The sequence below is a fragment of the Achromobacter sp. FW305-C-30-7 genome (assembly GCF_058783105.1).
In genome coordinates this window covers 47,918-73,265 of record NZ_JBYSYI010000008.1, presented here as the reverse complement: position 1 = coordinate 73,265, position 25,348 = coordinate 47,918, and the positions used below count along the sequence as shown (strand labels likewise).

Below are 25,348 nucleotides of genomic sequence, written 5' to 3'. Positions count from 1 at the left end.
GGCGACAGTTCCGCGTGTTTAATCTGGACTTAATCATCCATTAATCCATGCCTGCATGATCACGACCGAAGACCTGCGTTTCTTCCTCAGCCTGGCAGCGACCCGCTCGCTGGCCGAAGCGGCGCGCGCGCTGGACGTGACCCCGCCTGCCGTCACCCAGAGACTACACACGCTCGAGAAGCGGCTGGGCGTCAGGCTGGTCAACCGCTCGGGGCGCGGCACCGCGCTGACCGACGAAGGCCGGCTGCTGGCCTTGCGGGCGGAACAGATCTGCGGCGAGCTGGGCGACCTGGCCGACGAACTGGCCGGACGCCGGGACGTGGTGGCGGGCCATCTGCGCGTGGTCGCCCCCCTGGGATTCGGCCAGCGCTACATCGCCGGGCTGGTCGCCGAATTCCGCGGGCAGAACGCGGACGTCACGGCCAGCCTGACGCTGTCCGACGGGCCGCCGCGGCTGGCTTCCGACGACTGGGATGTGATGGTCCATATCGGCGAGCTGCGCGATTCGACCCTGGTCGCCTACCCGCTGGCGCCCAACCGCCGGATCCTGTGCGCGTCGCCCGCCTACCTGGCGCGTCGCGGTGCTCCCGCCAAACCCGAAGATCTGCGCGCGCACGACTGCATCGCGCTGCGTGAGAACGATGAAGACGTGACCTTGTGGCGCTTCAAGCACGGGCGTGGCCCGGCCGTGGGAGTGCGCATTGCGCCGGCGCTGTCGAGCAACGCAGGCGAAACCGCCGTGGAATGGGCGCTGGCCGGGCACGGCATCATGGTGCGGTCGGAATGGGACGTGGCCGCGCATCTGCAGGCGCGCGCGCTGGTGCCCCTGCTGCCTGGCTGGAGCCTGCCGTCGGCCGACGTGGTGGCCCTGGTCAAATCGCGCCAGGAACTGCCCGCGCGGACGGCGGGTTTCCTGGCTCATCTGCGCGCCGCCTTTGCCGCGGCGCCCTGGCGCCGCTAGTCCAGCATGGCCTCCGCCTCGATCTCGATCAGCCATTCCGGCAGCGACAGGCCGCTGACGATGACCCAGGACGACGGCGGGGGATCCTTCTTGAAGCGGTCGCGCAGCGCCTGGGCGATGACTTCCTGATCTTCCCTGGCCGTTTCGCAGATGTAGATGCGCAGCATGATGACCTGCGCCAGCGTGCCGCCTGCCGCAGCGAGCACGCGCTCGACATTGTCCAGCGCGGCCTCGGTCTGCTCCTGCAGGCCCGGCCCCGCCGTGCGTTCGTTGGCATCGACGCCAACCTGGCCGGACAACAGCATGCGGCGCTGCCCCGTGACGATGACGGCCTGGCTGAAACCGTATTGCACGGTGTTGGGCACGGTATCGGGATTGACGACGGTTCTGGACATGAGCATCTCCGGGCGGCGCGCCTGAACAGGCGCCGAAACCGCCATTCTATCGACGTGCCGCCTCAGGCGCCGGCACGTCCCGCCACGCGGCCGCGCCCGGCCGGCAAGGCAGCCAGCAGCACGATCGCCCCCGCGCAAACCGCCGTCCAGAACCCCGCGCCCACGCCATGGTGGTCGACCACCCAGCCTGCCAGCGCCGCGCCCGCCGCGACGCCCGCGCCCAGACCGGTCACCAGCCAGGTCAGCCCCTCGGTCAGACGATGGCCCGGCACGCTGCCTTCCACCAGCGCCATCGCGATGATCATGGTCGGCGCAAAGGACAGGCCGGCCAGCAGCACGCCCAGCGCCAAGGTGAGCAGATCGTTTACCAGCAGCAGCGGAACCGTCGTCAACGCCGTGACCGCCGCCGCAACCACCAGAAGGCGGGCAAGCGGCATCTGAAACTTCAACACGCCGAACACCAGACCCGCGACGCAAGAGCCCAGAGCATAGGAGGACAGCACCAGGCTGGCGCCGGCCGGGAAGCCCTGCTGGCGGGCGAAAGCGACGCTCAATACATCGATGGTGCCCACGATGACGCCCATGGCGGCCATCATTGCAAGCAGCGATAGCATGGGAGGCATACGCAGCACCGACGCCTGGCGCCCCTCCTGCCTGAACCGCACCGCGGGCGCCGTGGCCCGCTGCAGGACGAAGGCCGTGACGCCCACCGCCAGCAGCAAGGCGGCGAACAAGGGGCCGGCCTGGGGAAAGAACAGCACGCTCAGCCCGACGGCCAGCGGCGGACCGACAATGAAACTCAGCTCGTCGGCCACGGACTCCAGCGCATAGGCGGTACGCAACTGCGGCTGGTCCCTGAATATCTCGGTCCAGCGCGCGCGTATCATCGCCGGCATGCTGGGCAAGGCGCCCGCCAGCGCGGCGAAGAGGAATAGAGTCCAGTCGGGCGCTCCCCATTGCACGCAAGCCGCCAGGCCGACCAATCCCGCGACGCTCAGGCCCGCCGCCACGGGCAGCACCCTGCCCTGACCGTGGCGATCCACCAGACGGGAAATCCGCGGAGCCAGCAAGGCGGTGGCCAAGGCGAAGGTGGCCGCGACGCCGCCCGCCAGCGCATAAGCGCCGCGCACTTCGGACAGCATGGTAATGATGCCTATGCCGATCATGGGCAACGGCAGGCGCGCCACGGCGCCAGCCAGGACAAAACCCAGGGCGCCGGGCGCCTGGAACAACTCGCGATACGGATTCGACACCGGAAACCCTTGAATGGCATGGACAGCGGCATCGTATTCACATACGATGCGTATGTCAATTTACATACGCACCGTATGTCTTTGGAGAGGAGCATGACGCGTTCCCGCGCCGAGATGATAGAAGCCACCCGCGCCAAACTGCTGGCCACGGCCCGGCAAGCCTTCCGCGAGGCCGGCTACGCGGCCACGTCGATGGACGATTTCACCGCGGCGGCGGGATTGACGCGGGGCGCGCTGTACCATCATTTCGGCGACAAGAAAGGCTTGCTCGCGGCGGTGGTCGAACAGATCGACGGCGAAATGGACCAGCGCCTGGCCGCCATCGCGGCGCGGGCGCCCGATGCCTGGAGCGCCTTGCGCGGACGCTGCCGCGCCTATCTGGAGATGGCGGCCGAACCCGAGATCCGGCGCATCGTGCTGCAGGACGCGCGGGCGGTGCTGGGCGCGGCGGCGGACAGCTCGCAGCAGCAGTGCATTGCTTCGCTGGGCGCGCTGCTGCAGACGATGATGGACCAGGGCGTGATCGAGCAGGCGGCGCCGCAGGCGATAGCGCGGCTGATCAATGGCAGCCTGGTCGAAAGCGCCTTCTGGATCGCGCAGGATTCCGCCGATGGCCCGCGCTTGGCGCAGGCGTTGCAGGCGCTGGACCTGCTGCTGCGCGGGCTGCGCAAGTCCTGACCACGGCCGCGAGCATGGCTGCGGCGCCGCGATACGGGCGTTTGCGGTTGCGCCCAGGCATGCGTATTATCCAATATAAATCTTGTTTAAATAATTTCTCTCGAAGGCGGAAGACCGCGTGAGTACCGGCACAACCCATGTTTCAAGCGCGTCCTGGGCAGATCTGCTGCATGGGACCAATGCCCTGCGTTCCATCGCGCTGGCGGGCGGCGTGGCGTTGCACGCCATCAACGTCTACATCGTCACCACCATCCTGCCCAGTGTCATCAAGGATATCGGCGGACTGGAGTACTACGCCTGGAACACCACGCTGTTCGTCGTGACGTCCATCGTCGGGTCGGCGTTGTCCGCCCGGTTGATCGAAACGCTGGGACCGCGCGCGGCCTATCTGCTGGCCGTCGCGGTGTTCACCGGGGGTTCGGTGGTGTGCGCGCTGGCGCCCAGCATGCCCATGCTGCTGACCGGACGCAGCATCCAGGGCCTGGGCGGCGGCATCCTCTTCGCGCTCAGCTATGCCTTGATCCGCCTGGTGTTCGAAGCGCCGCTCTGGTCGCGCGCCATGGCCCTGGTGTCGGGCATGTGGGGCGTCGCCACCCTTTGCGGTCCCGCCATCGGCGGCGTTTTCGCCCAGACCGGGCACTGGCGGCTGGCGTTCTGGGCCTTGCTGCCCGTTGCCGCGGGCCTGGCCGCGATCGTGGCCCTCAAGGTCGGCGGCAAGGAGTCAGTCCCGCCGGCCCGGCCCAGCCCCCTGCCCCTGACCACGCTGGGTCTGCTGGTGGCCAGCGTGCTGGCGATCACGCTGGCCAGCCTGTCGAAGGATCTGCGCTGGAACCTGGCAGGCATTGCCGCCGGGCTGGCCATCGCCGCGCTGATCGCGGCGGTGGACAAGCGCGCCGCGAAGCGGCTGCTGCCTACCGGCGCGTACTCCATCGCCACGCCCTTGGGCGCGCTGTATGCGGTCATGTGCCTGGTGGTGGCCGCCATCACCACTGAAATCTTCGTGCCGTATTTCCTGCAAGTGATCCATGGCATGACACCCCTGGCCGCCGGCTACATGACGGCGGCCATGGCGGCGGGCTGGACTCTGGCGGCCATGCCCAGCGCCACTCGCAGCGGCCCGGCCGCCAATTTCCTGGTGCGGCTGAGCCCGGTTGTGATCCTGGCCGCGCTGGCAGCCCTGGCCTGGATGACGCCGCGCGCAACGCAGCTGCAGTCCTACCCTGGCCTGGCGGTCTATGTGCTGGCGCTGGCTGCCGTGGGTTTCGGCATCGGCCTGAGCTGGCCGCATCTGCTGACGCGCATCTTCACCGCTGCGCCTGCCGGTGAAGAAACCTTGACCTCTTCGTCCATCACCACCGTGCAGCTTTATGCGACCGCGTTGACGGCGGCGCTGGCGGGCGTCATCACCAACAGCGCGGGCCTGGCGGATCCGGGCGGCGTGGCGGGCGCGCAGCATGCGGCGCAATGGCTGTTCGCGGCGTTCGCGCTGGCGCCGGCCGGGGCCCTGCTGTTGCTCGGCCGGATCACCCGCAACCACGCGCCAGGGGCCATCCAGAAATAGGATTCGACCGGGCCTGCCAGTTTCCGCCAAAGGAAGGATGGAAGGCCCGGGCAGCTTTTGCTACGCTGGGCTCCATCTGCAAGGGGTCCTCGCCATGATCAACAGAATCCGCGTGCTGACCGTACAGCCTTCGTCGCTCTCGGCGCGTTTTGCATTCCTGGGAATCGCCCTGCGCTGGACCCTGGGCGCGACGCCCCGTCCCACCCGCCTGCTGATCGGACCGCACGATCTCGAGCCGGTGGGTTCCGAGGCCGCGTTCTGGCAATTCGCCTTGCGCCATGCGCTTGTCGGCCGATCCTTCCTGGTGACGCGCGGCGACCGCTGGGACTTGGCAGCGTCAGTGGACGGCGACGAAGTCCGCGCTTTCGGCCGCAAGTTCGCCTTGCGGCAATGCCTGTTCTGACTCGGCCGGCGCGGACACTGGTACGCTTACGCGCCCGCCAGTACGGAAAGGACCCGCCATCTCGAATCCCGGCATTACCGTCATCCATATCAACGGCCCGATCAACAGCGGGAAATCCACCGTGGGCGCCGCCTTGGCCGCCCTGCTACCGGCTGCGCGCTTCGTCGACGGCGACGACCACGACGCCCCCAGCCATCTGCCATACCCCGAGCAGTGGGCGCTGGCATTGGCCCGACTCGCCAATCTGATCGCTACCGCGCAGGACCGCTATCTGGTCATCGCCTACCCCTTGGAGCAGGACAGCTACGAACAGATCCTGGCTGCGTGCCAACAACGTGGCGCCCTGCTGCGGGTGGTGACGCTGGCACCCACGCTGGCAGCCGCGCAGTCGGACCGGGGCGGACGCGTACTGACCGAATGGGAGCGCCAGCGCATCGCGCAGATGTACCTCGAAGGCTATGCCACGCGTCCGTTCAGCGACCTGGTACTGGACACCTCGGACACAGATGCGCAATCCAGCGCCCGCCAGATTGCGCAGTGGCTGGGTAGATAGCCAGGGCCAGCAATATTGACGGGCTCTAGCGCGCCGGCTGGCGCTGGTACTGGGCATCCGGTGCGCGGCCGCGCAGCAGCGACTCCGGATGCGCTTGCAGGTAGTCCGCCAGTTCGCGCAGGGACCGCGCGGTGCGCGACAGTTCCTGCAAGACCGCGTTGGCATTGAGCGGCAGGCCGGCGTCGGGACTCAGCACGCTTCCCACGGCAGCCAGCGATTTGCCAGCCTGCCGCAGCATGGCTTGCGCCTCGGGCGCGAGGCGGGTATCCAGCCGCTTCATCAAGCTGGAGGTGGCGCGCAACAACTGGCCCAGATCGGCCCCCAAGCCTTCGAACGGCACCCTGTCCAGCTTGGTCAGGATGCTGTTGATCTGCTGCTGCAGCTGATCCAGGTTGTTCGGCACGGTAGGAATGAAGGGATCCTCTTCCATCTTGAACGACACCGGCTCGGCCTCCGGGAACACCGCCAGTGCGACATACAACTGGCCGGTCAGCAGGTTGCCGATGCGCAGCTGGGCGCGCAGGCCCTGTTTGATCAAGGCGGCCAGCAGCTTGCCGTTGGGATGCTCCAACGTCGAGCCCGAATATTCCTTGATTTCCTCGACCGTCTGCGCGCCCAGGCGTTCGGGATAGACGGTGGCGCCAACCAGGGCGTAGAACTGCTTGATGGCCGGGTCGAACTCCAGGCGGATAGAGTCCACCTGGCCGATAGCCGCGCCATAGGCGTCGATGGGCGCACCTACCACCAGCCCCCGCACCGACTGGTCAAAGCGCATGCGGATATGCAGCGGCGCGCCATCGGGTTGCGCGCGAGCCGCGCCTTCCGACGGAAAAATGGTGAACTCCGTGTCGGCTTTGGCCGTCACGTGCGCGTGCCGCTCGATGGTGTCGAACGCGACGCCCCCCACGATTACCGACAGCAGAGATTGCGAACGCACCTGCAGGCCGCGCGCATCGACACTGAAGTCCACGCCGCTGGCGTTCCAGAAGCGCGTGGCGCTGTTGACGAAATCGTCATTGGGCGCGTCGATGAATACCTGCACATTGACGCCTTCGCCGCTGCTGTCCAGGTGGTAGGCCACCACCTGCCCCACCGCGATGCGCCGGAAGTAGACGGGTGAGCCTATGTCCAGCGAGCCCAGGTCGCGGGCCTTGAGGGTGTAGCGCTTGCCGGCGCGGTCCTGCGGCACTTCGGGCGGGGTCTCCAGGCCGACGAAGCTGTATTTGGTGGCCCGGCTCTCTCCCTCCTGGCGGAACCGGTCGGACGGGTCCACGCCGATATACGCCCCGGAGAACAAGGTGCTCAGGCCCGACACGCCGCTTAGCGTCAGCCTGGGCCGCACCACCCAGAACACGGTCCCTTCCTGCAGCAGGCTGCCGGCTTCCTTGTTGATGCGCACGGTTGCGACGACGCCCGAGCGGTCGGAATTCAAGGCCACGCGCTCGACCACTCCGACGTTGACTTCCTTGTAGCGGACCTGGGTCTTGCCGGCCTCCAGCCCTTCGGCGGTCTGGAAACTGATGGTTGCCGTGGGGCCCGCCTCCATCCAGACGCGCACCACCAGCGCCAGCCCGCCCAAGGCTGCGATGAGAGGCACCAGCCAAATCCATGACAGGCGACGCCTTTTACGGCTTGCTGCAGGCGTGCTGGCGGTGGCGGAGCCAGACTCAGGCATGGGAGATGTCCCCTGTTGTACGCATTGGACTCGAGGGCAGAACGCTTTCAAGAATCGCCCCCGAGCGCCCGACGCGCAAGTAAGGGTATTCCCGAAATCGGCGCGCCAGGCGGCCATGCACGCGGACGGATTCACGGGTAGGATAAGGCCCCCTAAAGTAGTAGTAGGAAGTACCCGTGACTATCGAAATTCGTCCGGCCGTCGCTTCGGATGCGGCCCAGATCCATGCCTTCATCACCGAGCTGGCCGTGTACGAGCGCGCCGCCCATGAAGTGATCGCCAACGCCGACGATGTCGAGCGCACCCTGTTCGCCGCTGACGCGCCCGCCAAGGCCCTGATGTGCCTGCTGGATGGCAAGCCCATCGGCTACGCCGTCTACTTCTACAGCTATTCGACCTGGCTGGGAAAAAACGGCATCTATCTGGAAGATCTGTACATCACGCCGGAGCAGCGCGGCATCGGCGCGGGCCGCGACCTGCTGCGCCATCTGGCGCAGGAAGCGGTGGCCAATGGCTGCGGCCGGTTGGAGTGGAGCGTGCTGGACTGGAACACGCCCGCCATCGATTTCTACAAGTCGATCGGCGCGCTGCCGCAAGACGAATGGGTGCGCTACCGGATGGCTGGAGACGCCCTGCTCAATTTCGCGCAGGGCCGGCGCTAGGCGCCGCCAGCCGACCTGGCGGGATCAGAATTCCGGCAGGTCGAAGAGCGTATACAGGGTCGAACTGGCAACCGGCACGGACGCGAGATGCTCGCGCCCGTCGTCATCCACCAACACGCGCACCGGCCGCAGCGCCACGCTCATGCCGTCCTGGCTGATGGCGGTTTCGACTTCCGCTCCGTCCTTGATGGCCTCGATGACTTCGGATGCCGCCGCCGTCACCGGTTCGGTGACCCAGCCCGGGACGCCGCGTTCGGCCTGGCCCCAGCGCACATAGGCCACATGCCCGCTGACGGGCTCTTTTCGAACGGCGACGATCACATACAAAGACATCCCGGCCTCCCCAATGTTTGGCCCGGATCGTATAACAACTTTGCGCAGCCGTTATGACCGCCAGTCTCAAGGTTCGATGTCGATGGGGGCAAAGGACTTCACCAGGTCGTCCAGCCTCTTCAGCTGGGTCAGGAAGGGCTCCAGCTTGTCCAGCGGCAAGGCGCTGGGACCGTCGCACTTCGCGTTCTTGGGATCGGGGTGGGCTTCCAGGAACAGGCCGGCCAACCCCACGGCCATGCCTGCGCGGGCCAGTTCGGCCACCTGTTCGCGGCGGCCGCCGGATGCCGCGTCCAGCGCCGAGCGCTGCTGCAAGGCATGCGTGACGTCGAAAATGAGCGGCCGGTTGCCGGACACTTTCTTCATCACGCCAAACCCTAGCATGTCTACAACCAGATTGTCATAGCCGAAGCTGGTGCCACGGTCGCACAGGATCAGCTTGTCGTTGCCGGCCTCGGTGAACTTCTCGACGATGTTCAGCATCTGGCCCGGGCTGAGAAACTGCGGCTTCTTGATGTTGATGACGCGCTGGGTCTTGGCCAGCGCCACTACCAGGTCCGTCTGCCGGGCCAGGAAGGCCGGCAGTTGCAGGATGTCGACGACCTCGGCCACGGGAGCGGCCTGCCAGGGTTCATGCACGTCGGTGATGACGGGCACGCCGAATTCCTTCTTGACCGCTTCGAAGATCTTCATGCCCTCTTCCAGGCCCGGACCGCGATAGGAATGGATGGAGGAACGGTTGGCCTTGTCGAACGAGGCCTTGAATACGTAGGGGATACCCAGCTTGCGGGTGACGCGCTGGTATTCCTCGCCGGCGCGCAGCGCCAGATCCATGGATTCCAGCACATTGATGCCGCCGAACAGCACGAAGGGGCGATCATTCGCGCAGCTGATCGAGGAGGAGATAAACACTTCTGGGGCGGTCATGATGGGTGCATCCTGTGGAAATTGGGCAGTGATAGTGCGTAATGTACAACCTGCCCGCCCCGGTTTTCACGCCGCGTCCCTGACGCGCGGCCTTAGCGGCCCGACAGCATGCGGCGCAGCGTCCCGTCGCGCAGGACGTAATGATGGAAGAGCCCGGCCAGCGCGTGCAGCAGCGCCAGCGCGATGATGCACCACGCCACGGTGTTGTGCAGCCCGCCGATGAAGCGGCGCTGCTCGTGATCGATGGCGATCAGCGTGGGCACGTCGAACAGGCCGAAGAACGCGAACGGCTCGCCCTGCGCCCAGCGGAACAGAAAGCCCAGCACGATCTGCGCCGCCATCAACAGGTACAGCAATCCATGTACGCCCGTACTAGCCGTGCGCAGCCAGCCGCTGGACGCCGGCGGCAAGCGCCTGCCCGCGGTGAGGCGCCAGACGGCGCGCAGCACGAACACGGCGGCAAACAGCAGGCCGAACGAAATGTGCAAGTGCTGCAGCAAGCGCCGCGCGGGTGTGCCGCGCGGCAGGAAACCCCAGGTTTCGGCCAGCGCGAACAGGCCCACCACCAGCAGCGCGGTCAGCCAGTGGAATGCGATGGTGATGCGGTCATAGTGCGCAGGGCCGGTGGGCGCGGCAAAGGAAATCGGTGTGGTCACGGAATACGCTCATCATCTGGAGGCAGGTGTGCAAGCGTATTGACATCGGACTTACGGCGTCCTGATTCCGGGCGGCATCAGGCGTTGCCGGTGTCCGAAGTCCATCTGGCCGAGTAGGTCTGCGGCAGCAGGCTGAGGCTGCCCACCAGCTGTTCCACCCGTTCGTCTTCCTGGCGCATGGAATAGACCACCGCGGTCACTTCGGAGCGGCCGCCGTCGCGCTGCTGGCTTTCAACGCCGCGCAGGCGCAGGCTGTGCTTGCCCAGGGCGTTCAGCAGTTCCGCACGCACCAGGGCTTCGTCCGTGGAAGCGCAGGTCAAGGCGATGTTGTAGTAGCGCTCTTCGGTTTCCGCTTCAGGCACGTAGCGGTCCACCAGCCTGGCGCCGCGCCGCAGCAGCACATTGGTAACCAGGATCAGCGCCGTCACCGCACTGGCTTCGGCCAGGAAGCCGTAGCCGGCCAGCACGCCCACGGCGCCGGTAGCCCAGATGGTGGCCGCCGCGCTCAGGCCGCGTATGGTCAGGCCGTCCCGCATGATCAGGCCCGCGCCCAGGAAGCCGATACCGGTCACGACCTGGCTGCCCAGGCGCATGTCGTTACTGGCGTCCAGCAGCGCGGGCAAGGCGGTGTAGGCGGCCGCGCCCAGCGAGACCAGTGCATGCGTCACCACGCCTGCGTAGTTCTGGCGCCATTGGCGCTCGACGCCGACGGCGGCGCCCAGCAGCATGGCCAGCGCAAGATTGATGGCAATCGTAAATTCGTTCATGGGACCAGGATCAAAGATTTGGCCCCATTATCGCCCGGTGCAAGGCCAGGCTTAGCTGCGTTCCTGCGCCGGATCGCTGACCAGCCGGTAGGCGATGGCGCCGACGATCGCCCCGGCGATGGGCGCGACCCAGAACAGCCACAGCTGCTCCAGCGCCCAGCCGCCCACGAACAGCGCGGGGCCGGTGGAACGGGCCGGATTGACCGAGGTGTTCGTCACCGGGATGCTGATCAGGTGGATGAGCGTCAGCGCCAGTCCGATCGGGATCGCCGCGAAACCGGCGGGCGCGCGCTTGCTGGTGGCGCCCAGGATCACGAAGATGAAGCCCGCGGTCAGCACGACTTCCGTCACCAGGGCGGACACCATCGAGTACTTGCCCGGTGAATAGGCGCCGTAGCCGTTGGCCGCGAAGTGGCTACCCTTGAGGTCGAAACCCAGCTTGCCGCTCGCGATGCAGGCCAGGACCGCTGCCGCCACGATCGCGCCCAGGACCTGGGCAATGACGTAGGGCAGGATTTCCTTGGCGGGAAAGCGTCCGCCCGCCACCAGGCCTACCGTGACGGCCGGGTTGAAATGCCCGCCGGAAATGTGGCCTACCGCGAACGCCATGGTCAGCACGGTCAGGCCGAAGGCCAGGGCCACGCCCGCGAACCCGATGCCCAGCTCGGGGAAACCAGCTGCCAGCACCGCCGCGCCGCAGCCCCCCAATACCAGCCAGAACGTGCCAAAGAACTCCGCTCCGCAACGCTTAGAAAGCGAATACATTTCGACTCCCCCGAAAAACGAAAATGCAACGGTATCGCGGGGCGGGAACGGCGACTTTAAAGCAATGTAAATCTTGACAATTCTTGAGCGCAGCCGGACGTGAACACCCCTGCCGCAACCACGGTAACTTCGCCGCGCGGGCTAGGGGATCGCCCGGACCGGCTAGACGGAAAGGTTCACAGGCTGGAATAGCTTGGCAGAATCGGCTGCGCCGGACGGCATCCGGCGCATGGCCTGCACTGCGGCAACGAATGCGCCTAGCCGTGCACAGGCGTGCAAAGCTCCACCAGCGTGCCGTCCGGACAACGCACATACGACACGACCTGCCCCCAGGGCTTGGGCGCGGGCGCGCTCATTTCCCGAGCGCCCGCCGCAAGCGCTCGGGCATGCGCGGCGGCAACGTCGTCGGTCACGAAAGCCACTTCCATGCCCAGAGGCTCGGCCGAAGCGGAAGCCGCCACATGGCCGCCATGGAAATTCGCCTCGCCTAGTTCATGCGCGGCGAACGACAGCGTGGTCTCGCCGGTTTCCAGTTCGCCGTAGGTCTGGGATTCATGCAGGAAGCGCCTGGCGAATCCGAACGCCTGTTCAAAAAAGGATAGCGATGCGGCGACGTCGGGCACGTAGATGATGGTGTATCCGAATTTCATGGTTCGTCCTGGTCGTGGGGATGGGCACCCTGCCCGTGCGTGCACGGGGACGGGAGGCAGCCGAGGGCATGTTCAGATTGAACCAGATAACTGTTTATTTATCCAGTATTTTATGGAGCACACATATACCGGGCGACCGGTCCCCATCCTAGGCCGCGCTCTCTTCCAGCCCGCTGCTGGACCAGCGGTCCACGTCGCGGATCAGATACAACAGGAATTTGGTGTATGCCACGTCCAGCGCCAGCATCCAGGCGGAATTGTCCTGGCGGGCGCAGGAAGCGCGGATGGCGCAATCCAGCGTCTCGGCCAGGTGGCTGATCGTGGCGCCGGACATCCGGAAGCAGATCGGCGCCAGACAGGAGTGTCTGTGGGCATGCCGTAACGCGCTATCGCGCGCCTGCGTCGTGGCTTGGGCGTTGGCCACGTCGCGCAGCAAGCGGTTCAGGATTTCGCACCAGTCGGCCAGCAGCTCATGCACGGCTCACCTCTCAGGGAACACGTCTGCGTCAGGAAGAAGGAGTACTAGGCGGCGGCGTGCAGCACCGTCACCAGCACGGTGGCATCGCGCACACCCAGCAATGCGTGCGGCTCGTGGGCAGCCAGCGCCATGAGCTGGTCTTCGCGCAATTGGCGGATGCCATCGCGCGATGTCACGCTCACTTCGCCGGTGATGCACTGGATGGTGATTTCGCCCGCCACGGCGTGCTGCGGGAGGCCCTTGCCCGCTGGCAGCACCAATTGCAGCAATTGCATGTGCGCGGTCTTCATCAGGCTGACGCTGACGGCCTCCCCGTGCTCGCGATGCGGGGTGCGCAGATCGATGACATCCAGAAATGCAGCGTGCTTGAGCGCCATGGGAGGCTCTCCTTATCGTGCTGTTTTGGGTGCTGTGTTTGATGCGGCCGAGGCGCCGTATGGAAGGCTGTCTGCCGCGCCTCCTGCTGAGAAGCTTTTACCGCGCCTATCGGCAAGCCTTTGCCGAAGAGCGCGAAGATATATCAAAAATGTGCTTTCAGCACGGGAGGTTATCCCTAAGCGCGAAACCCGTGCCGGCAAAAGAAAAGCCCCCGGCACGGATGCGGGGGGCTTTCAGGGCGCTGTTGGCGACATGCCAGATCAGTACCCAAATAGGGTTGGTGCGAAGGAGGGGACTCGAACCCCTACACCTGTTACGGCGTCAGGACCTAAACCTGGTGCGTCTACCAATTTCGCCACCTTCGCGTTAAGCCAAGCCCGCTATTGTAGCTTGCTTGTTAAAATCTTGCGTCATGAATCCGCGCCTCGATGCCCTACACCCCTATCCGTTCGAAAAACTGCGCGCTTTGCTGGCTTCGGCCAGCCAGCAGTCGGACGGTCTGACGCCCATCAATCTGTCGATCGGCGAGCCCAAACACGCCGCGCCCGAGCGCGTCGAACAGGCCATCCGCGACAGTCTCGCGGGCCTGTCCGTGTACCCGTCCACCAAGGGCGACCCTGCCCTGCGCAGGGCGATCTCGGAGTGGCTGGCGCGGCGCTACAGCATCCCTGCCCCCGATCCGGAAACGCAGGTGCTACCGGCGCTGGGCTCGCGCGAGGCGCTGTTCGCGTTCACGCAGACCGTCATCGATCCGTCCGCCGGTTCGGTGGTGATCTGCCCCAACCCGTTCTATCAGATCTATGAAGGCGCGGCCCTGCTGGCCGGCGCCACGCCCTACTTCGTCAACGCCGACCCGGTGCGCAATTTCGCCAGCGACTGGAACCAGGTGCCGGACGACGTCTGGAAGAAGACGCGCATGGTGTTCGTCTGCTCGCCGGGCAACCCGGCCGGCAACGTCATGTCGCTGGACGAATGGGAAACGCTGTTCGAACTGTCCGACCGCCACGGCTTCGTGATCGTATCGGACGAGTGCTATTCCGAAATCTACCTGGACGAAGGCAATCCGCCGCTGGGCGGGCTACAGGCGGCGCGCCGTCTGGGTCGCGATACCTACCGCAACCTGGTGGCGTTCTCCAGCCTGTCCAAGCGCTCCAACGTGCCGGGCCTGCGTTCGGGTTTCGTAGCGGGCGACGCCGCGCTGATCGGCCGCTTTCTGCTGTATCGCACGTATCATGGCAGTGCCATGAGTCCGATCGTGTCCGCGGCCAGCATCGCGGCCTGGACCGACGAGGCGCATGTGAAGGACAACCGCCGCCTGTACCGCGAAAAATTCGACGCCGTCGTGCCCATCCTCCAGAAGGTGCTGGACGTGTCCCGCCCGCAGGCCTCGTTCTATCTGTGGGCGGCCACGCCGGGCTCGGATACGGCCTTCGTGCGCGACCTTTTTGGCCGTACTGGTGTTACCGTGCTGCCGGGCAGCTTCCTGGCGCGCGAGGCGCACGGCGTGAACCCCGGCCAGGGCCGCATCCGCATTGCTTTGGTGGCGCCTTTGGCTGACTGCGTGCAAGCAGCCGAGCGCATCGCCCATTTTGTGCATACTTCCGTTTGATCAACCTTTTAAGAGCTGAGCCGCTATGACTCTCGACCTGCAGACCACCATCGAAAAAGCCTGGGACGACCGGGCCAACCTGTCGCCCACCGACGCCAGCGCCGAAGTGCGCGAAGCGGTCGAGCGCACCATCGACGGCCTGGATCTGGGCCGCTTGCGCGTGGCCGAGAAAATCAACGACGACTGGGTCGTGCACCAGTGGATCAAGAAGGCCGTGCTGCTGTCGTTCCGCCTGAACGACAACGCCATCATGGGCCAGGCTCCGCTGCAGTTCTACGACAAGGTGCCGCTCAAGTTCTCGGAATACGGCGACAACGCCTTCAAGCAAGGCGGCTACCGCGTGGTGCCGCCGGCCGTGGCCCGCCGCGGCGCCTACCTCGCCCGCAACGTGGTGCTGATGCCCTCCTACGTGAACATCGGCGCCTACGTCGACGAAGGCACCATGGTCGACACCTGGGCCACGGTGGGCTCCTGCGCCCAGATCGGCAAGAACGTGCACCTGTCGGGCGGCGTGGGCATCGGCGGCGTGCTGGAACCGCTGCAAGCCAACCCGACCATCATCGAAGACAACTGCTTCATCGGCGCCCGCTCGGAAGTCGTGGAAGGCGTGATCGTCGAAGAGAACTCGGTGCTGGCCATGGGCGTGTTCCTGTCGCAAAGCACCAAGATCTATGACCGCGCCACCGGCAAGATCACCTATGGCCGCGTGCCCTCGGGTTCGGTCGTGGTCCCGGGCTCGCTGCCGTCGGCCGACGGTTCGCACAGCCTGGCTTGCGCGGTCATCGTCAAGCGCGTCGACGCGCAGACCCGCGCCAAGACCAGCATCAATGATCTGCTGAGGGCCTAAATGAGTACTGCCGTACTGGATCTGGTCAAGGACCTGATTGCCCGCCCTTCGGTCACGCCGGCCGATGAAGACTGCCAGGCCACGCTCGCCGCGCGCCTGGAACGCATCGGCTTCACCTGCGAGACCATCGCCCAGGGCGGGGTCACCAATCTGTGGGCGCGGCGCGGTAGCGCGGCGCCGCTAGCCGTGTTCGCCGGTCACACGGACGTGGTGCCTCCGGGTCCGCGCGAAAAGTGGGACAGCGATCCTTTCGTTCCCACCGAGCGCGATGGCTACCTGTACGGCCGCGGGGCGGCCGACATGAAGAGCTCGATCGCCGCCTTCGTGGTGGCGGCCGAGGAATTCGTGGCGGCCCACCCGCAGCATGGCGGCTCGATCGCCCTGCTGATTACCTCCGACGAAGAAGGCCCGTCCATCGACGGCACCGCCATCGTCTGCGACGCGCTGAAGGCGCGCGGCGAACAGATGGACTATTGCATCGTGGGCGAGCCCACTTCGGGCGACGTGCTGGGCGACACCTGCAAGAACGGCCGCCGCGGCTCGCTGTCGGGCAAGCTCACGGTCAAGGGCATCCAGGGCCACGTGGCCTACCCGCATCTGGCGCGCAACCCCGTGCACCAGTTGGCGCCGGCCCTGGCCGACATCGTCAACATCGAATGGGACCAGGGCAACGAGTACTTCCCGCCCACCACGTTCCAGGTGTCGAACCTGAACTCAGGCACCGGCGCCACCAACGTGGTGCCGGGCGAGGCCGTAGCGCTGTTCAACTTCCGCTTCTCGACCGCCAGCACGCCGGAAGGCTTGCAGGCGCGGGTGCACGAAGTGCTGGACCGCCATGGCCTGGAGTACACGCTGGACTGGGAGCTGGGCGGCGAGCCCTTCCTCACGCCGCGCGGTTCGCTGACGGATGCGCTGGTCTCGGCCATCCGCGACGAAACCGGCGTGACGGCAGAACTCTCCACCACCGGCGGCACGTCCGATGGCCGCTTCATCGCCAAGATCTGCCCGCAGGTCATCGAATTCGGTCCCTGCAACGCCACGATCCACAAGGTCAACGAACGCGTCGAAGTGGCATCGCTGGATCCGTTGAAAAACATTTATCGGCGCACGCTGGAAAACCTCCTGCTCGCCTAGAAAGAAGTCCCCTATGTACCAATCCGCCCGCCAAGAACTGCTGACCCTGCGCGACCTGATCCGCTACGGCGTATCACGCCTGAACGCCGCCCAGGTGGCGCTGGGGCACGGCAGCGACAACGCCTGGGACGAGGCGGTCTACCTGACGCTGCACGCCTTGCATCTGCCGCTGGACACGCTGGAGCCCTTTCTGGACGCCCGCGTGCTCAGCGAGGAACGCAACCGCGTGCTCGAACTGATCGACCGTCGCGTGACCGAGCGCCTGCCCGCCGCCTACCTCACCAACGAGGCCTGGCTGCGCGGCCACCGCTTCTACGTGGACCAGCGCGTCATCGTGCCGCGCTCGCCCATCGCGGAATTGCTGGACCAGGGCCTGGCGCCCTGGGTGCAGGATGCGCTGGCGGTCGAGAACGTGCTGGACATGTGCACGGGGTCCGGCTGCCTGGCGATCCTGTCGGCGCTGGCCTTCCCCTACGCCCACGTGGACGCGGTGGACGTGTCGCCCGACGCGCTGGAAGTGGCGCGCCGCAACGTCGACGACTACGGCCTGGCGGACCGCCTGGACCTGCACGCAAGCAATCTGTTCGACAATCTGCCGCCACGCCAGTACGACGTGATTATCTGCAACCCGCCTTACGTCAACAGCGGCTCGATGGACGCGCTGCCCCAGGAATACCGCCACGAACCACAGCTGGCCCTGGCCGGCGGCGACGACGGCATGGACCTGGTGCGCCGCATTCTCGACGCGGCGCCGCGGTTCCTGACCCCGGAAGGCGTGCTGGTGCTGGAGATCGGCCACGAACGCGACTTCTTTGAAGCCGCGTTCCCGCAGCTGTCGCCCGTGTGGCTGGACACCGAAGAAGCCTCCGACCAGCTTCTGCTGCTTACCCGCGAGCAACTCAGCCTGTGATACGCGCTACTGGATTGACCCTGCGCCGCGGCACCAAGGTGCTGCTGGACGGCGCCGAATTCGTCGCGCACCCGGGTGAACGCGTGGGCATCGTGGGCAAGAACGGCGCGGGCAAGTCCTCGCTATTCGCGCTCTTGACCGGCGCGTTGGACCTGGACGCCGGCAACCTGGCGATGCCGGCCGGCTGGCGCATCGCCAGCGTCAAGCAGGAACTCGAAGCGGACGAACGCCCGGCGCGCGAATTCGTCATCGACGGCGACACCCACCTGCGCGAACTGCAGGCGCGCCGCGCCGAACTGACGGACGAGCAAGGCACGCAGATCGCTGAAGTGGAAGCGGCGCTGGTGGAAGCCGGCGCCTGGAGCGCGGCCTCGCGCGCCGAGCAGCTGCTGGCCGGCCTGGGCTTCAAGCCCGCCGAATGGATGCAGCCGGTGGCGAGCTTTTCCGGCGGCTGGCGCATGCGCCTGGCCCTGGCCCGCGCGCTGATGGCGCCGTCCGAATTGCTGCTGCTGGACGAGCCCACCAACCACCTGGATCTCGACGCCATGCTGTGGCTGGAGAAATGGCTGGCTGCCTATCCCGGCACCGTCATGCTGATCTCCCACGATACCGAGTTCCTGGATGCGGTCGCCAAGTCCATCCTGCATTTCGACCACGCCAAGCTGGTGCGCTACCGCGGCGGCTATGGCGACTTCCTGACGCAACGCGCCGAGCGCCTGCGCCAGACCAATATCGCCTACGAGCGCCAGACCCGCGAAGCGGCCCGGCTGCAAGGCTTCATCGACCGCTTCAAGGCCAAGGCCTCCAAGGCCAAGCAGGCGCAAAGCCGCGTCAAGGCGCTGGCGCGCATGCAGGTGCTGGCGCCCTTGCATGCCGAAGCGGGCATCGATATCCGCATCCCCTCGCCCGATCAGGTGCCGGATCCGCTCTTGACCCTGGAGCACCTGTCGGCCGGCTACACGGACGCCGAAGGCAACGCCGTGCCCATCCTGCGCGACGTGACGCTGATGGTGCGCGCGGGCAGCCGCGTCGGCGTGCTGGGCGCCAACGGCGCCGGCAAGAGCACGCTGATCAAGACCCTGGCCGAAGAGCTGCCAGTGCAGGCAGGCGAACGCCGCGCCTCGCGCGGGCTGGCCATCGGCTATTTCCATCAGCACCAGCTGGACATGCTGGACGTGGACAGCACGCCCATCGCCCATCTGGCGCGCCTGGCCCCCGAGACCCGCGAACAGGAGCTGCGCAACTACCTGGGCGGCTTCGGTTTTTCCGGCGACACGGTGACCAGCAAGGTCGGCCCCATGTCCGGCGGCGAAAAGGCGCGCCTGGCGCTGTCCCTGATCGTCTGGCAAAAGCCCAACCTGCTGCTGCTGGACGAACCCAGCAACCACCTGGACGTGGAAACGCGCGAGGCCCTGGCCGCCGCGCTGGCGGACTTCGGCGGCAGCATGCTGCTCGTGTCCCACGACCGCCATCTGCTGCGCACCACGGTGGACAGCTTCTGGATCGTGGCCGACGGGGCGGTACAGGAGTTCGATGGCGACCTGGAGGACTACCGGGACTGGCTCGCCGCGCGCAACGCCGGTGAACGCGCCGAAGCGGCGCGCGAGAACGCCGAAGGCGGCGAACCGGTGGTGGACCGCAAGGCCCAGCGCCGCGCCGAAGCCGAACAGCGCCAACGCCTGTCCGCCCTGCGCAAGCCGCTGGAATCCAAGCTTGCCAAGATCGAGACCGAAATGGAGAAGCTGCGCGCCAAGCTGCATGCGCTGGACGCCGTCATCGCCGACCCGGACCTGTACTCGGACGCACGCCGCGCCGAACGCCAGAAGGTCATGGCCGAGCACGGCGAACACGGCAAGCGCATGGACGAGCTGGAAGAACAGTGGCTGGAAATCCAGGGCTCGCTGGAAGAGATCGAACAGTCCGAGGCCTGACGGCTTGCGGCGGGCGCCCTGCCCGCCGCCGCCTCACTGTTTCCGGTTAATCTAGAAATAGAAATCGTTATCATTTATACTCTGCCGCGAATTTGACTCTATCTGGCGCCCGGCGCCGGCGACATGTCTTCGCTCACGGATGTATTTCTCCGCCATTACCGAGAGGTGCTGGGTTTCCTCTCTTTGCGCACCGGCTCGCGCGACGTCGCGCAGGACTGCGCGCAGGACACCTGGATCAAGCTGGCGGAATTCAAGGACAGGACGCGTCCCGACAACGACCGCGCCTACGTGTTCCGCGTGGCCGCCAATATCGCCACCGACTGGCACCGGCGCCGCAGCCGCGAACTGGCGGCCACCGCCGATTACGCGGCCTCGCGGCCTCCTCAGCATGAACCCGACACCCTGGATGTCGCCGCCGCACGGCAGATGCTGCGCCGGCTGGAAACCGCCCTGCTTGCCCAACCCCGCCGCAGCCTGGATGTGTTCGTACTGCACCGGCACGAGGGCCTGAGCTATCGCGCCATTGCCGAACGTTTCGCGATCTCGGTCAGCGCGGTGGAAAAGCACATGATGCGCATCCTGCTGGCCTGCGACCAGGCACTGGCGTCCTGACCATGGCTGCCCCCCGTATCCGCAGCGCCCAGGAAGAAGCGTCGCGCTGGGTCGTGCGCCACAGCGGCCAGGGCATGGATGCGCAGGCCCAGGCGGAGTTCGAAGCCTGGTACCGGGCGGACGCCAGCCATGCCGACGCCTACGAGCGGCTGGCGCGCCTGTGGCGGCGGATGGGTGAAATCGAGCGCGGCAAGCTGGCGCCGCGGCGCGCGCGCAAGCGTGGCGCTGCAGCGGCGCTGGCGTTGCTGGCAGCCTGGCCGGCCTGGCAATTGCTGCGCACGGCCCATCCCGGCGCCGATTACACGAGTGGCGCCGACGTGCGCCGCGTGGCCCTGCCCGACGGCTCCAGCGCCACGCTGGATGCGGATTCGGCCATCGCCATCGACTTCGCACCGGGCAAGCGCGAGGTCAGGCTCCTGGCCGGACGGGCGCTGTTCACGGTCGCACCTCGCGCCCCCGGCGGCCCGGATTTCACGGTAGTGACGCCAGACGCCTCCGCCACCGCGTTGGGCACCCGCTACTCCGTCGCGCGCGAAGTCGACGGCTCGCGCGTGGTGGTCTACGAACATCGCGTGGCGGTCCAGTGCCTGACCTGCCAGGATGGGCAGAGCCTGGCGCTGGACGCGGGCCAGGGAGCTGCCGTGTCGGCAACAGGCATCCTGCGCCTCGCCGCTGCGCAAGAACCGGCGCCGGACTGGAGCCAGGGCCTGCTGGCATTCAACGATGTCGCCTTGCCCGAGGCCGCGGCCCGACTCTCCCGCTATGGCGGCAAGCACATCCTGGTGCTGGGTGAGGCAGCACGGAGTTTGCGCGTGTCAGGCACCGCCAGCATCGGCGATCCCAAGCGCGCCCTGGCGCTGCTGCTGGCGCAGGCCAAGGTCGGCATCACCGAACTGCCGGGCCTGCTGATCGTGCGATGAAGCTTATCTTCAATCGGTAAATGAGAATCGATATAAATTATTCATGAGCAATCCGATGAGGTAACCCGCGCCTGGATACGTCCTACGGCTGATATCAACACCCGCCTGGACGCATTCATGCAGTTTCACCCCTTCAACCGGCGCGTTCGCCGGTCCAGCGCTTCCGCAGCGCTGCTCATCGCCGCCTTGATCACGGTCTCGCCAAGCGCCGCCCAGCCCGCCGCGCGCGCCGCCTACGACATGCCGGCGCAACCGCTGGGCGAAGCGCTGCTGGCGCTGGGCCGGCAAGCCGGCCTGGAGATTTCGTTTCCGCCTGCGGCGGTGGCGGGCAAGACCTCGCCCCCGCTGCAGGGTGAGTATTCGCCGCTGCTCGCGCTGAACCACCTGCTGGCGGGGTCCGGCTTGGCTTTGCGCGCGGAGGGGCCGGGCCGCTACATCGTCTACGTAGACAAGACCAACCTGTTTTCCGCCCTGCGCCTGGACGCCGTACGGGTCTATGGCGAACAGATCGGCGAGCGCATCTATACCCGCGAGGACATCGCCGAGACGCCCAGTTCCAACCGCGACCTCAGCACGCTGGTGGCGACGCATCCGGCGGTACGCACCAACCCAGGCGCCGCCGGCTCGCAGAACCGCGGCTCGCTCAATGTGGAGGACATATCCTTCCACGGCTCCAGCCCCTACCAGAACCTGTTCCAGCTCGACGGCATGGACGCGACCAACCGCGTGGACCCGGCCAGCAAGAACCTGAACCTGCAGGTCGGCAATGTGCCCAGCAATCCGCAGTCGTACTTCGTCGACACGAGCTTGCTGGAGGAAGTGCGCGTACACGACAGCTTCGTACCCGTGGAGTACGGCCGCTTCACGGGCGGCGTGGTGGACGCCAGATTGCGCCGCTTTTCCGGCGAAAACCGCTTGAATCTGGACTACCGCTGGAACACTTCCAAAATGACGCGGCAGGAGGTGGCCGAGGGCGAACAAAACAGTTGGGCGCAGGGCAAGCCGGGCTATTCACCGGAATGGAAAAAGCGCTTCTACTCCGCCGTGGGCGACCTCGCCTTCAACGAAAAATCAGGCACCGTGCTGGCCATGTCGCGCCGCGAATCGGACATCACCCGCTGGAACATGGGCGTGGATGACAAGGGGCAGCCGGCGCCGGGCCAGGCGGCCTACAGCGACCGGATTGACAACTTTCTGGGCAAGTTCAGCGTGCGCGCCAGCGCCGATACCACGGCCGACCTGACGCTGAAATACAGCGACCGCAGCGAAACCCTGGCCAGCGACCTGTTCCGGCACACGCGCTGGGACAACAATCATGAGGCGCGCGGCATAGGCGTCAACGTAGACCACTACTTCCAGGGCGGCCGGCTTGCGCTGCAGGCGGGCTGGGACCGGTCGCTGAGCAACCGCGAATCCGTGGGTGACGAGCTGGTGACATTCAGCCCCTACCAGCTGCCGCGGTACACCGCGGGCGGCTTCGGCAAGGAGCAGACGCGCCAGGACACCTGGACGCTGAAGGGCCGGGTCGACCTGGATCCGGTGCGCACGGGCGTGTTCACGCACAGTCCATATGCAGGCGCGGAACTGAACCAGGTGCAGGCCAACTTCGAGCGTTTCCAGGAAAGCCACTCCTACCAGCGCGCCTACAACCGCGACGGCAGCTATCGGGATTTCAGTAAGGTCCGCTACCTGCCCGGCACCGTGGACGTGAACTACAACATGGCCAGCCTTTTTCTGTCGGACCGCATCGAATGGCAACGGCTGGCGCTGGACGCCGGCCTGCGCTACGACCGCGAGACCTTCCTCGGCAACAGCAACCTGTCGCCGCGCACGCGGCTGGATTGGGACATGTTCGGTTCGGGCGATACCCTGCTCAGCGCCGGCTGGTCGCGGTACTACGGGGCCGGCGTGCTGGAGACGGCGCTCAGAGAGGAACGTAGCCGCCTGCGACGCCAGGTGCTGGACAAGAACGGCAAGCCTGTGGCGGACGGCAGCAAGGAGTACTACGTCCAGTACAAGGGCCTGCGCATGCCCTATGACGACGAATGGGCGGTCTCGCTGCGCCAGCGCATGGCGGGCATGGAAGGCGTGCTGAGCTATGTACGCCGCAACGGCCGCGACCAGTGGAGCATGACCGGCAACGACAAGGACGGCTACCGCTACAGCAACGAAGGCCTGTCCACCACCGACGGCGTCAGCCTGTCGCTGCGCACGCTGGAGCCCTGGCGCCTGGGCGAAACGCGCTGGAACATGCAGGCAAGCTGGAGCTGGCAGAAGCGCAAGACCAACGCGGACCTGGTCGAAGGCTACAGCGGCGACGCGCGCGACCCCGGCGACTACGTGATCTACAACGGCTCGCGCCTGCGCGCCATCGATCTGCCGCCAAGCTCCTTCTACCAGCCGCAGATCGCCACGCTCAGCCTGACGGGCGCGTGGCCGCGCGCGGGCCTGACCTGGAGCAACATGATGAACTGGCGCAGCAAGCGCGACGCCACCGTCTATGTGGGAGTGGGCCCGCGGCCCGAGTATCTGGAGCGCTTCGAATCCGGCGAGATCCCGTCCTACTGGACCTGGGACACCAAGCTTTCCTGGAATCCCACGTTCGCGCGCAGCCTGGAATTCACGGTCGAAGTCCTGAACGTGCTGGACCGCCGACCTGCCCTGACGGCCAGCAATCCGAACGTCAAGACCGATCGCAGTACCTACCAGACGGGACGGGAACTATGGCTGCAAGTCGGTTATCGCTTCTGATCCTGGGCGCGGCGCTGGCGCTGGCGACGCCTTTGGTTCGCGGGGACGGCGGCCAGGCCCGGACGCCGGCCGCCGGCCCGTCCGGCTGCCACGGGCCGGCGGGCTGGGATGCGGCTTGCCTGCGGCCGCACTACTCGGGGCCACCCGCGTCCTGGCCCGCGCCTTCCATCGATCCCGGCGTGGCCTGGCACGAATGGAGTGCAGTGCCCCCTGCCACCAGCCCACCCCTGAGTTGGACCGCCGCCAATGCCGGCCAGCAGGAGTTGGCCGCCGACGTCGCGCGTCCGGCGGTCGTGACTCTGGGGCAGATGCTGTTCTTCGATACCGCGCTGTCGCGCAAGGGGCAGGTGTCCTGTGCTTCCTGTCACCTGCCGCAGCGCGCCTTCACGGACGGGCTCGCGCTGGCCGTGGGCGAAGACAGACTGATGGGCAGGCGGCGCTCAACCCCGCTGTACGCGGCTCCGTTCGCACCGCGGCTATTCTGGGACGGGCGCGCCGCCAGCCTGAAGGAGCAGGTGCTGGGCCCCATTCACGATCCCCGCGAAATGAACCATGACGCCGGCGGCGCCGTGGCGCGCCTGCTTGAAACCGAGCCATATCCGGCGCAGTTCCTGCTGGCGTTCGGCGCGGCCTCTGCGCCGCAACCGCCGGTGGACGCGGACCGCTTGGCGCGCGCGTTGGCGGCCTACGTCGCAACATTGCGTCCGGAGCCGACGCGCTTTGACGAATTCCTGGAAGGCCGTTCCCAGGCGCTGGACGATACCGAGTTGATCGGCATGCATCTGTTCCGCACGCAGGCGCGCTGTATGAATTGCCACAGCGGCCCGATGCTGACCGACCATCAATTCCACAACATCGGCCTGTCGTTCTATGGCCGCCGCAATCAGGACCTGGGCCGCTACGAAGCGACCCGCGACCCCGCCGACCTGGGTCAGTTCCGCACGCCCAGCCTGCGCAATGTGTCGCGCGCCGGCCCTTGGATGCACAACGGGCTGTTCGCGGACCTCAAGGGTTTACTGCGGATGTACAACGCCGGCATGGGCCGCGATCCGGCGCCCGCCGATCCGCCCGATCCGTACGCGCCGCGCAAGTCCGAGCACATCCGACCGCTGGAACTGAGCGCGGACGAAATCGACGCCTTGCTGGCGTTCATGCGGGTCTTGTAGGAAGAAAGGGAAAGGCGGCGCGCGGGATCTCTGCAGACGAAGATCCCCGGCGCCGCCGTCCTGGCATTACGAGTACGGACGCTCGCGCAGGCGGGTGTGGTGGTCGACCACGGTGTCGATCACTTCACGCAGGATGGTTTCGGCAAGGGCGGGCGGCACGCCCGCCTCTTGCGCCAGGCGACGGATGCGCTCGACTTGCTGTTCCTCGCGCTGGGGATCGACCAGGTCCATGCCCAGGTCGCGCTTGAGCTCACCTATCATATCCGTGCAACGGAACCGCACGCCCAGCAGCAGCATGATCTGCTGGTCGATTTCATCGACCTCGGCGCGCAGCGACGCCAACTCGGCTTTGGGAGAATCGTTGTTGGCCATGTGT

Annotated in this window: 27 protein-coding genes and 1 tRNA gene; 15 read left to right on the top strand and 13 right to left on the bottom strand. The window is 66.5% G+C overall.

Annotation, left to right across the window (positions count from 1 at the left end; genetic code table 11):
- Positions 1-55: 55 nt before the first annotated feature.
- The gene (locus AC3WOB_RS23745; protein ID WP_013394615.1) at positions 56-961 is read left to right on the top strand and encodes a LysR family transcriptional regulator; all 906 of its coding nucleotides are present in this window, start codon (positions 56-58) and stop codon (positions 959-961) included.
- Here the strand turns inward: AC3WOB_RS23745 and AC3WOB_RS23740 are convergent.
- Entirely contained in the window at positions 958-1,356 is a 399-nt protein-coding gene (locus AC3WOB_RS23740) for a RidA family protein (protein WP_013394616.1), read from the bottom strand. The genes AC3WOB_RS23745 and AC3WOB_RS23740 overlap by 4 nt on opposite strands.
- 62 nt (positions 1,357-1,418) lie before the next feature.
- Complete coding sequence (locus AC3WOB_RS23735; protein WP_013394617.1) at positions 1,419-2,609, bottom strand: MFS transporter; 1,191 nt, start codon at positions 2,607-2,609, stop codon at positions 1,419-1,421.
- A gap of 93 nt (positions 2,610-2,702) precedes the next feature.
- On the opposite strand from AC3WOB_RS23735, the gene AC3WOB_RS23730 reads away from it, so the two are divergent.
- The 4 genes from AC3WOB_RS23730 to AC3WOB_RS23715 all read left to right on the top strand — a co-directional run bounded on the left by AC3WOB_RS23730 (position 2,703) and on the right by AC3WOB_RS23715 (position 5,804).
- Positions 2,703-3,287, top strand: a complete 585-nt coding sequence (locus AC3WOB_RS23730; RefSeq protein ID WP_013394618.1) for a TetR/AcrR family transcriptional regulator — start codon at positions 2,703-2,705, stop codon at positions 3,285-3,287.
- Between the two features lie 118 nt (positions 3,288-3,405).
- A complete protein-coding gene (locus tag AC3WOB_RS23725) occupies positions 3,406-4,848 on the top strand; it encodes an MFS transporter (protein ID WP_013394619.1) in 1,443 nt (480 codons plus the stop codon).
- A gap of 94 nt (positions 4,849-4,942) precedes the next feature.
- Positions 4,943-5,251 carry a hypothetical protein gene (locus tag AC3WOB_RS23720; RefSeq protein ID WP_013394620.1) on the top strand — a complete coding sequence of 103 codons (309 nt, stop codon included), beginning with the start codon at positions 4,943-4,945 and terminating at the stop codon, positions 5,249-5,251.
- Between the two features lie 121 nt (positions 5,252-5,372).
- Complete coding sequence (locus AC3WOB_RS23715) at positions 5,373-5,804, top strand: hypothetical protein (RefSeq protein ID WP_013394621.1); 432 nt, start codon at positions 5,373-5,375, stop codon at positions 5,802-5,804.
- 25 nt (positions 5,805-5,829) lie between these two features.
- Here AC3WOB_RS23715 and AC3WOB_RS23710 read toward each other — a convergent pair whose 3' ends face one another.
- Positions 5,830-7,479, bottom strand: a complete 1,650-nt coding sequence (locus AC3WOB_RS23710) for a PqiB family protein (RefSeq protein WP_013394622.1) — start codon at positions 7,477-7,479, stop codon at positions 5,830-5,832.
- A gap of 176 nt (positions 7,480-7,655) precedes the next feature.
- On the opposite strand from AC3WOB_RS23710, the gene AC3WOB_RS23705 reads away from it, so the two are divergent.
- Complete coding sequence (locus tag AC3WOB_RS23705) at positions 7,656-8,141, top strand: GNAT family N-acetyltransferase (protein ID WP_013394623.1); 486 nt, start codon at positions 7,656-7,658, stop codon at positions 8,139-8,141.
- Between the two features lie 24 nt (positions 8,142-8,165).
- On the opposite strand, the gene AC3WOB_RS23700 is transcribed toward AC3WOB_RS23705, so the two are convergent.
- From AC3WOB_RS23700 to AC3WOB_RS23660, 9 genes are all read right to left on the bottom strand, one after another.
- Complete coding sequence (locus AC3WOB_RS23700) at positions 8,166-8,474, bottom strand: hypothetical protein (RefSeq protein WP_013394624.1); 309 nt, start codon at positions 8,472-8,474, stop codon at positions 8,166-8,168.
- Positions 8,475-8,540: 66 nt separating this feature from the next.
- A complete protein-coding gene (kdsA, locus tag AC3WOB_RS23695; RefSeq protein WP_013394625.1) occupies positions 8,541-9,398 on the bottom strand; it encodes a 3-deoxy-8-phosphooctulonate synthase in 858 nt (285 codons plus the stop codon).
- Positions 9,399-9,490: 92 nt separating this feature from the next.
- Positions 9,491-10,054, bottom strand: a complete 564-nt coding sequence (locus AC3WOB_RS23690; protein ID WP_013394626.1) for a cytochrome b — start codon at positions 10,052-10,054, stop codon at positions 9,491-9,493.
- A 77-nt stretch (positions 10,055-10,131) separates the two neighbouring features.
- The gene (locus tag AC3WOB_RS23685) at positions 10,132-10,821 is read right to left on the bottom strand and encodes an MgtC/SapB family protein (protein WP_013394627.1); all 690 of its coding nucleotides are present in this window, start codon (positions 10,819-10,821) and stop codon (positions 10,132-10,134) included.
- A 51-nt stretch (positions 10,822-10,872) separates the two neighbouring features.
- Entirely contained in the window at positions 10,873-11,586 is a 714-nt protein-coding gene (gene aqpZ / locus AC3WOB_RS23680; RefSeq protein ID WP_013394628.1) for an aquaporin Z, read from the bottom strand.
- 257 nt (positions 11,587-11,843) lie between these two features.
- Positions 11,844-12,236 carry a VOC family protein gene (locus AC3WOB_RS23675; protein ID WP_013394629.1) on the bottom strand — a complete coding sequence of 131 codons (393 nt, stop codon included), beginning with the start codon at positions 12,234-12,236 and terminating at the stop codon, positions 11,844-11,846.
- 148 nt (positions 12,237-12,384) lie between these two features.
- A complete protein-coding gene (locus AC3WOB_RS23670) occupies positions 12,385-12,714 on the bottom strand; it encodes a hypothetical protein (protein WP_013394630.1) in 330 nt (109 codons plus the stop codon).
- Positions 12,715-12,758: 44 nt separating this feature from the next.
- Complete coding sequence (locus AC3WOB_RS23665; protein ID WP_013394631.1) at positions 12,759-13,091, bottom strand: cupin domain-containing protein; 333 nt, start codon at positions 13,089-13,091, stop codon at positions 12,759-12,761.
- A 279-nt stretch (positions 13,092-13,370) separates the two neighbouring features.
- Positions 13,371-13,457 (bottom strand) — tRNA-Leu (locus tag AC3WOB_RS23660).
- Positions 13,458-13,504: 47 nt separating this feature from the next.
- On the opposite strand from AC3WOB_RS23660, the gene dapC reads away from it, so the two are divergent.
- The 9 genes from dapC (at position 13,505) to AC3WOB_RS23615 (ending at position 24,972) form a co-directional block, all read left to right on the top strand.
- Positions 13,505-14,701 (top strand): succinyldiaminopimelate transaminase, encoded by a 1,197-nt coding sequence (dapC, locus tag AC3WOB_RS23655; protein WP_013394696.1) that lies wholly within the window; start codon positions 13,505-13,507, stop codon positions 14,699-14,701.
- Between the two features lie 25 nt (positions 14,702-14,726).
- The gene (gene dapD, locus AC3WOB_RS23650; RefSeq protein ID WP_013394697.1) at positions 14,727-15,548 is read left to right on the top strand and encodes a 2,3,4,5-tetrahydropyridine-2,6-dicarboxylate N-succinyltransferase; all 822 of its coding nucleotides are present in this window, start codon (positions 14,727-14,729) and stop codon (positions 15,546-15,548) included.
- On the top strand, positions 15,549-16,682 hold the full coding sequence (dapE, locus tag AC3WOB_RS23645; protein ID WP_013394698.1) for a succinyl-diaminopimelate desuccinylase: 1,134 nt from the start codon (positions 15,549-15,551) through the stop codon (positions 16,680-16,682). It begins immediately after the preceding gene.
- A 13-nt stretch (positions 16,683-16,695) separates the two neighbouring features.
- The gene (gene prmB / locus AC3WOB_RS23640) at positions 16,696-17,592 is read left to right on the top strand and encodes a 50S ribosomal protein L3 N(5)-glutamine methyltransferase (protein WP_013394699.1); all 897 of its coding nucleotides are present in this window, start codon (positions 16,696-16,698) and stop codon (positions 17,590-17,592) included.
- Positions 17,589-19,523, top strand: a complete 1,935-nt coding sequence (locus AC3WOB_RS23635; RefSeq protein ID WP_085947807.1) for an ABC-F family ATP-binding cassette domain-containing protein — start codon at positions 17,589-17,591, stop codon at positions 19,521-19,523. The genes prmB and AC3WOB_RS23635 overlap by 4 nt, the downstream gene beginning before the upstream one ends.
- 123 nt (positions 19,524-19,646) lie before the next feature.
- On the top strand, positions 19,647-20,135 hold the full coding sequence (locus AC3WOB_RS23630; protein WP_013394701.1) for an RNA polymerase sigma factor: 489 nt from the start codon (positions 19,647-19,649) through the stop codon (positions 20,133-20,135).
- Positions 20,136-20,137: 2 nt separating this feature from the next.
- Positions 20,138-21,055: a FecR family protein gene (locus tag AC3WOB_RS23625; protein ID WP_013394702.1), complete on the top strand. Its 918-nt coding sequence runs from the start codon at positions 20,138-20,140 to the stop codon at positions 21,053-21,055.
- A 117-nt stretch (positions 21,056-21,172) separates the two neighbouring features.
- A complete protein-coding gene (locus AC3WOB_RS23620; RefSeq protein WP_492276350.1) occupies positions 21,173-23,806 on the top strand; it encodes a TonB-dependent receptor plug domain-containing protein in 2,634 nt (877 codons plus the stop codon).
- Positions 23,779-24,972 carry a cytochrome-c peroxidase gene (locus AC3WOB_RS23615; protein WP_013394704.1) on the top strand — a complete coding sequence of 398 codons (1,194 nt, stop codon included), beginning with the start codon at positions 23,779-23,781 and terminating at the stop codon, positions 24,970-24,972. The genes AC3WOB_RS23620 and AC3WOB_RS23615 overlap by 28 nt, the downstream gene beginning before the upstream one ends.
- A gap of 66 nt (positions 24,973-25,038) precedes the next feature.
- Here the strand turns inward: AC3WOB_RS23615 and AC3WOB_RS23610 are convergent, their stop codons facing one another.
- Positions 25,039-25,344, bottom strand: coding sequence for a chorismate mutase (locus tag AC3WOB_RS23610; protein WP_013394705.1), 306 nt, complete (start codon positions 25,342-25,344; stop codon positions 25,039-25,041).
- Between the last annotated feature and the right edge of the window lie 4 nt (positions 25,345-25,348).